The sequence below is a fragment of the Chamaesiphon sp. GL140_3_metabinner_50 genome (genome assembly GCF_025361915.1).
GTDB lineage: Bacteria > Cyanobacteriota > Cyanobacteriia > Cyanobacteriales > Chamaesiphonaceae > Chamaesiphon.
In genome coordinates this window covers 1-6,725 of the sequence record NZ_JANYJC010000134.1, presented here as the reverse complement: position 1 = coordinate 6,725, position 6,725 = coordinate 1, and the positions used below count along the sequence as shown (strand labels likewise).

Annotated in this window: 5 protein-coding genes; 3 read left to right on the top strand and 2 right to left on the bottom strand. The window is 46.6% G+C overall.

Annotation, left to right across the window (positions count from 1 at the left end; all coding sequences use genetic code 11):
• Positions 1 to 3,285: alpha-mannosidase (locus tag Q0R35_RS07160; RefSeq protein ID WP_295615419.1), on the top strand; the 3,285-nt coding region annotated here is incomplete at its 5' end.
• Positions 3,286 to 3,472: 187 nt separating this feature from the next.
• On the opposite strand, the gene Q0R35_RS07155 is transcribed toward Q0R35_RS07160, so the two are convergent.
• Positions 3,473 to 4,783 (bottom strand): aminopeptidase P N-terminal domain-containing protein, encoded by a 1,311-nt coding sequence (locus tag Q0R35_RS07155; protein ID WP_295615417.1) that lies wholly within the window; start codon positions 4,781 to 4,783, stop codon positions 3,473 to 3,475.
• 136 nt (positions 4,784 to 4,919) lie between these two features.
• On the opposite strand from Q0R35_RS07155, the gene arfB reads away from it, so the two are divergent.
• Positions 4,920 to 5,330: an alternative ribosome rescue aminoacyl-tRNA hydrolase ArfB gene (gene arfB, locus Q0R35_RS07150; protein ID WP_295615415.1), complete on the top strand. Its 411-nt coding sequence runs from the start codon at positions 4,920 to 4,922 to the stop codon at positions 5,328 to 5,330.
• Positions 5,331 to 5,620: 290 nt separating this feature from the next.
• Entirely contained in the window at positions 5,621 to 5,809 is a 189-nt protein-coding gene (locus Q0R35_RS07145) for a hypothetical protein (RefSeq protein WP_366944838.1), read from the top strand.
• Between the two features lie 71 nt (positions 5,810 to 5,880).
• Here the strand turns inward: Q0R35_RS07145 and Q0R35_RS07140 are convergent, their stop codons facing one another.
• Positions 5,881 to 6,546, bottom strand: coding sequence for a PHP domain-containing protein (locus Q0R35_RS07140; protein ID WP_295615411.1), 666 nt, complete (start codon positions 6,544 to 6,546; stop codon positions 5,881 to 5,883).
• Between the last annotated feature and the right edge of the window lie 179 nt (positions 6,547 to 6,725).

Here is a 6,725-nt window from a genome sequence, read left to right as displayed (position 1 = left end):
ACTACTGTAGATGCCGATCCGCGCCAGTGGGAGCTGGGGAAATTAAACGAGAAGGGACAAATCGCCTGGGAGCGGGGGCGACAAGAAATTTGGCTGGCGCAACAGTTGGTATTTCCGGCGGATGTGGGGGGTTATCCGGTTAATAGTTTATCGTGTCGGCTGGCTTTAACGTGGTGGGCGGAGTTGGCGCAGGTATTTGTGAATGGGGAATTGGTGCAGGAGGGCGATTTATTCGACCACAGTCCGCGCATTTTGTTGATGTCGGCAGTGGTACCGGGAACGCCTGTAGACGTGAGATTGAGGCTGATTAGTCCGGGGCATGATATCGGTGCTTTGATGCGATCGCGGCTGGTTTATGAGTCCGCAGATCGGACGCAGCCGGAACCGGGTTGGTTGGCGGATGAGTTGGCGGTAATGATGAAGCAGGTGGAGAGTTTTCAGCCAGATAGGTTGGGGGAATTGGCAGGGATTATCGATGAGGTTGATTACGATCTACTCGCGGTAGATAGTTGTCGGTTTATTCGGCACTTACTGGAACTAAAACAACAGCTTAAATCGATATTTGACTTCGGCGGAGATCTACCCACCCCGCCCTATGGGCACCCCTCCGAGGAGGGGATTTTCCGATCGGATTCAGGAGGGGTACAAAGCATTAAATTGTTGGGGCACGCTCATTTGGATATGGCGTGGTTGTGGGAGGTGGCGGAGACTTGGGAGGTGGCGGAGCGGACATTTCGCTCTGCGCTGAAATTACAGGGAGCGTTTCCCGATTTGACTTTTTGCCATTCTACGCCTGCATTGTATGAGTGGATGGAAATTAATCAGCCGGAGGTATTTGCAGGTATTTGTCAGCAGGTAAAGGCGGGTAAATGGGAAATAGTGGGGGGGATGTGGATCGAGCCAGATCTTAACTTAATTTCGGGGGAATCGATCGCGCGGCATATTATTTACGGACAAGCATATAACCAGTCGAGATTCGGCGCATATACTAGTGTCGCATGGCTGCCCGATACGTTTGGTTTTTGCTGGCAATTACCGCAGTTATTACAGCAGGGGAAAATCGATTATTTCGTCACTCAAAAATTCCAGTGGAACGATACGACGCAATTTCCCCATCAATTATTTTGGTGGGAAGCTCCCGATGGAAGTCGAGTATTGAGTTTGATGTCGTCGGCGATTGGGGAAGGCATCGATCCGTTGAAGATGATGGATTATGCTTGCAAGTGGCAAACCGCGACAGGAATAGATGAGTCGCTATATTTATTCGGCGTGGGCGATCATGGCGGCGGGCCGACTCGTGATATGTTGGAGTTAGCCCATCGCTGGTCGCATTCGGACGTATTTCCCGATTTAGAATTTACGACGGCGGTGAAATATCTCGATAAGTTGGCAAGTAGAGCCGATAGTCAATTATTACCAGTATGGAGGGACGAATTATATTTAGAATTCCATCGCGGTTGTTTTACTACCCACGCCGCTCAAAAGCGATCGAATCGTCAGTGTGAGGATTTATTATATCAGGCAGAACTCTGGTCGTCGATCGCGCATATAGTTACCGGTCGAGTTTATCCCGATGCTCTTAAATTGCAAATCGAGACAGCCTGGAAACAAACATTATTCAATCAATTTCACGATATCATCCCCGGCACCGCGATCGCACCCGTATATGTGACGGCAAATGAAGGCTGGGAAAATGTCGAGCGCGTCACAACGCAGATAATTAGTAATGCTTTAGGCGATATTTGCGATCGGATCTTACTTCCTAATCCCCCTGTAGAGGGTGCAATTGCGATCGTGATTTTTAACGCGCTTAATTGGAACCGTACCGAAGTTATCAAATATCCCCTAAATCCTCCAAATCATCGACTTCTCTCAGAAGTCGATGAGTTAGCTGTGTGGCAAGTCTTCGATCTCGATGGAAATTTATTACCCAGCCAATCTACCTCAGAATATATCTTATTCCTCGCTACCGACTCACCGAGCGTCGGTTATCGCTTATTTTGGCTGGCACATATTCAATTAAATCCCCTCCAAGGAGGGGTGCCCGTAGGGCGGGATGGGTACAGCTCCGCAGCACCTCAAGAATCCATAAGTTTAGTTGATTTACCACGTAGTCCATTACCCCACCCCAGCCCTCCCCTTATAAAGGGGAGGGAGCCGGAGCCGGAGAAGCCCCCCTTTATAAGGGGGGTTGGGGGGGTAACACCATTCTCTCCGCACCCAGATTCAACGGAAACACTAGCTTCCAGCGATTTTATTTTTAAAAACCACTTCTTAGAGGTAGAAATCGACACCGAAACTGGGGATATTGCGCGAATGTACGATCGCATCAACCACCGCCACATTCTCACATCGATAGGCGCGCATCAACTCCAAGCCTTCCAAGATGCGGAACAATACTGGGATGCGTGGAATATCGATCCTCAATATGCCGAAAAACAATTACCGCCCAGCAAGCTAAGATCGATCGAGTGGATCGAAAACGGCGAAATTCGTCAACGAATCAGAGTAGTGCGCGAATTATCTGACTGTGAATTTACGCAAGATTATATTCTAGATATCCATTCACCCATGTTGCGGATCGATACCAGCGTCGATTGGCAAACAGGACACGTACTGATTAAAGCTAACTTCCCCCTCAATCTTACCGCCGATCGATCTACTGCCGAAACTGCTTGCGGTGCAATCGATCGTACCACTAAACCCGAAACCGCCGCCGAGAAAGCCAAATGGGAATTACCCATGCACCGTTGGGTAGATCTTACCGATAATAGTGGCGAATATGGCGTGAGTATTCTAAATGATTGCAAATACGGCTTCGATGCGGGGACGGATTATTTAAGACTTACCTTGCTCCGCAGTCCTAAATGGCCAGATCCGACAGCCGATCGCGGTTATCATGAGTTTACCTACGCTATTTATCCCCACAGTGGCACCTGGCAAGCCGCTCAGACGGTGCGAAAGGGGCTGGAGTTGAATTCACCTTTGCAAGTATTTCAGATCGATCGAACAGCCGCTGACAACCAGTATTTACGTGCAGCTAATAGCTTTATCGATCTTCAATCTCAAAATCTAATTTTAATGGCATTTAAACCCTCATCGACGATCGCGAACTCGTGGGTAATCCGGTGTTATGAATGTCATGGTAATGAAGCGAATATTGAGTTGACTGGCGATCTGGGTTTAGAGATCGACCGAGTGGTAAATATCCTCGAAGAAGCCCAAGCCGAAACATTCAATATTGTTAAACCTTGGCAAATTCAGAGTTTTGGAGTGTCAATCTAATCTACCCTCGATACTTCACCAATGAAATTTATAGCATTTTGGTAATTTCTAACACAAAATATATGGTCTTGAACTATGATTTGTCAGATTTATAGATAAGCTATGATTTCCATCTAGAAATAATCACAGTTCATCATTGAATCATTTCAATCATAGTTCAGACATATTTATTAAGGGTAGTATTTGCCTACCGTTCTAGATCTTCGACGAATTTAGGGATGGCGGCGGTGAGGACTTCGTGCCCATCTGCGGTGATGAGAACGTCGTCTTCGATGCGAATGCCGATACCTTTCCAACAATCATCGATTTTGGGCTGTCCTTCGGCGGGTTCGATGTCGGGGGAGATATAGATACCGGGTTCGACGGTGATGATGTTGCCAGGTTGGAATTGGTACCAGGTTTCGGCACCGTGCATGTAAATCCCCGCATCGTGAACATCTAAACCGAGCCAGTGTCCGGTACCATGCATGTAGAAGTTTTTATATTTGCCTTCTTCAATCAAGGTATCGACATCACCAGCTAAGAGTTCGAGTTGGACTAAGCCTTCGGTGATAATTTGAACTGAGGTATGGTGAAAGTCTTTCCAAGTAGTGCCCGGTTTGACTTGTTCGATACTCGCCATTTGCGCGTCTAGCACTAGTTCGTAGATGATTTTTTGTTCGGTGGTAAATTTGCCGTTGACGGGGAAGGTGCGGGTAACGTCGGAATTATAGTAGCCGACGGAGCAGCCAGCATCGATCAGGAGGAGGTCACCGTCTTGGAGGGTGCTATTATTTTCGATATAATGAAGGACGCAGGCATTAGAGCCTGTTGCGACGATCGAAGGATAGGCTACGCCCATTGCACCGTTTTTACGAAAGATGTATTCGATTTCGGCTTCAATTTCTGATTCTTTGACACCTGGTTTGGCGATTTGGCGGGCGCGAGCGTGGGCGAGGGCGGCAATGTGGGCGGCTTCGCGCATCAAATCTAGTTCGGCGGGACTTTTGATCTGCCGCAGGGGATGAAGGGTGAGGAAGGGATCTTCGATCGCGATTGGCCCCGTACCGCGTTTACCATAGGATCGGAGGAGTCTTTGCCAATGGGTAATTACTTTGTTGTTGAGCTGTTCGTCGCGCCCCATGTGGTAATAAATTTTGTCCCCTTTCTCTAGATATTGAGGGAGTTTTTCATCCAGTTCGCTAATTAGATATGCTTCGTCTGCGCCATACTTTTCTTTGGCAGCATCGACACCAACGCGGTATCCCGTCCAGATTTCTTTTTCGCGTTCTTTGGGTTGCACGAAGAGAATGAATTTGTGTTCGTCGTGATGGGGGGCGATGACGGCGACAGCATTAGGTTCGTTGAATCCAGTCAAATAGTAAAAGTCACTATCTTGACGATAGGTATATTCGACATCGTTATGCATGGTAGCCATCGGCGCACTACCGACAATCGCGGTGCCATTGCCAATTTTGGACATGAACTGTTCCCGACGCTGGCGGTATTCTGCTTGCATGAACTTCTAACCTATGCTGAGTATATTGTTAATATAACAATCCTAGAGGATAGAACCCACCCCCAGAATTTCTCGATGATGGGTGGTAGATTGCTGTTATTACACCCGATCGATCGAATTAATTGTTTAATAAATTATGTTTCAAATTTCTAAAAGCCTGAGTATTCCAGCTAGCGAAATCGATATTAGTGCAATTAGATCGCAGGGTGCTGGCGGTCAAAATGTCAATAAGGTGGCGACGGCGATTCATTTGCGATTCGATATTATGGCTTCATCTTTACCAGATTGGTATAAAGAACGGCTATTGCAATTGCGCGATCGACGTGTTACTAATGAAGGCACGATCGTGATAAAATCGCAGGAACATCGGAGCCAAGAACGGAATCGGGATGAGGCTTTTGACAGGTTGCGATCGTTAATTTTGAGTGTGGCGGTGGTGGTATTACCTCGAAAATTAACGAAGCCGAGTAGAGGACAAAATCGGCGACGATTGGAGGATAAGAAACGGCAATCTCAAATTAAGGCGTTGCGGAAGGATGTGGAGTAATTAAGTGGTGGGAATCTATCCACCCCACTCAGAAGAAACTTAAACAAATTCAACCTCGCTTTTCGAGCCAAAGGTTTTAAACTAAAAATAGATAGCCATAGGTAAACACATGAGTCCACAATTACAACAAGTATTGAGTGACATAGATCGCTTGTCACCAACAGATAGGATTCAAGTGATGACTCATGTAATTGAGAGCATTAGAGAATATGTACCAACAGAACCAGTCAAATCAATCCGGAAGTGGAGCGATTTGAAGGGAATTGTAACGGCTCCATTAATGGGTGAAGATGCTCAAGAGTGGGTATCTCGCACGCGAAGGGAAGGAGATGAGCATCGTGAGAGTTTTTCAGCTTCCTGATTCGATTCAAATTGCCACAGCGATTGTTGCTAATTGCGATGCTTTTTTGACTAATGATGTTGCATTGAAAAATGTGACAGAGATTAGGGCGATTGTTGTATGTAAGTTGGAAGTATAACGCGATCGATGTCAACAGTCTAGTGTTTGAATCTGCCGATCGATCGAGTTAAATTTATGTTGTTTAGAAGATTATAACCGTTGCAATAAATTCAAACCGTGGGTATCGGTACCGCAGGTGTGTAGCAGATTGTAACTATTCCCCAGGCGTTTGACGGTTTCTGTTTGCTCGAAACTAGGAATCCACGGATTGGGATTGTTATAAGCATAATAAGTCTCTACACCATCGATACCTAAAGCTACCGCAGTGGGAATCAGTTCTTCTGGCGATCGACGGTACCGCGAAGGATGTGCTAATACTACAATAGCACCCGCATGATGCAGTGCATTAATAACGCGCTCGGCACGAGCATCCACACCTCTGGGTTCTCTCCCAGTTAGATATGGAGCCAGATTCGGATCGAGAGGATCGAAGCCATAACCCAAGATATGTACGTCTACTGGGGGTAAATACGCCGTAATTTCAATTCCCGTCCATAACTGGATCGAGTCAATTGCTTGCGTTTCCAGCCATTGCTTGGCACGATAATAACCACCCACACTATGATGATCGGTAATTGCGATCCCCTGTAAGCCAATTTCGACAGCTTGCGCCATCAGATCTTCAGGGGTAAGTTTCCCATCCGAGCAATTGGTGTGCATGTGAAAATTATAGTGTTTCGGACAACTATCAGGCTGAATATTAGTAAAGACTTGCCGCAGTAAAGTTAGATCCTGTGGTGAGTGTTGGTTCCCCATGGCTTTGGATGTACGAGTCTGGTAGTTGCCTACGATCGTCAAGGTAGTTCTGTAAAAGTCGCTTGTTTCTATGTTTCAAGAGTACCCCAATCTTCACAAAACTTTGTGAGAAGAGCTTCGATTACTCTCTCATAAATTGGGGGGTTGTTAGTATTCCTTACTTAATTGTAACGATCTGC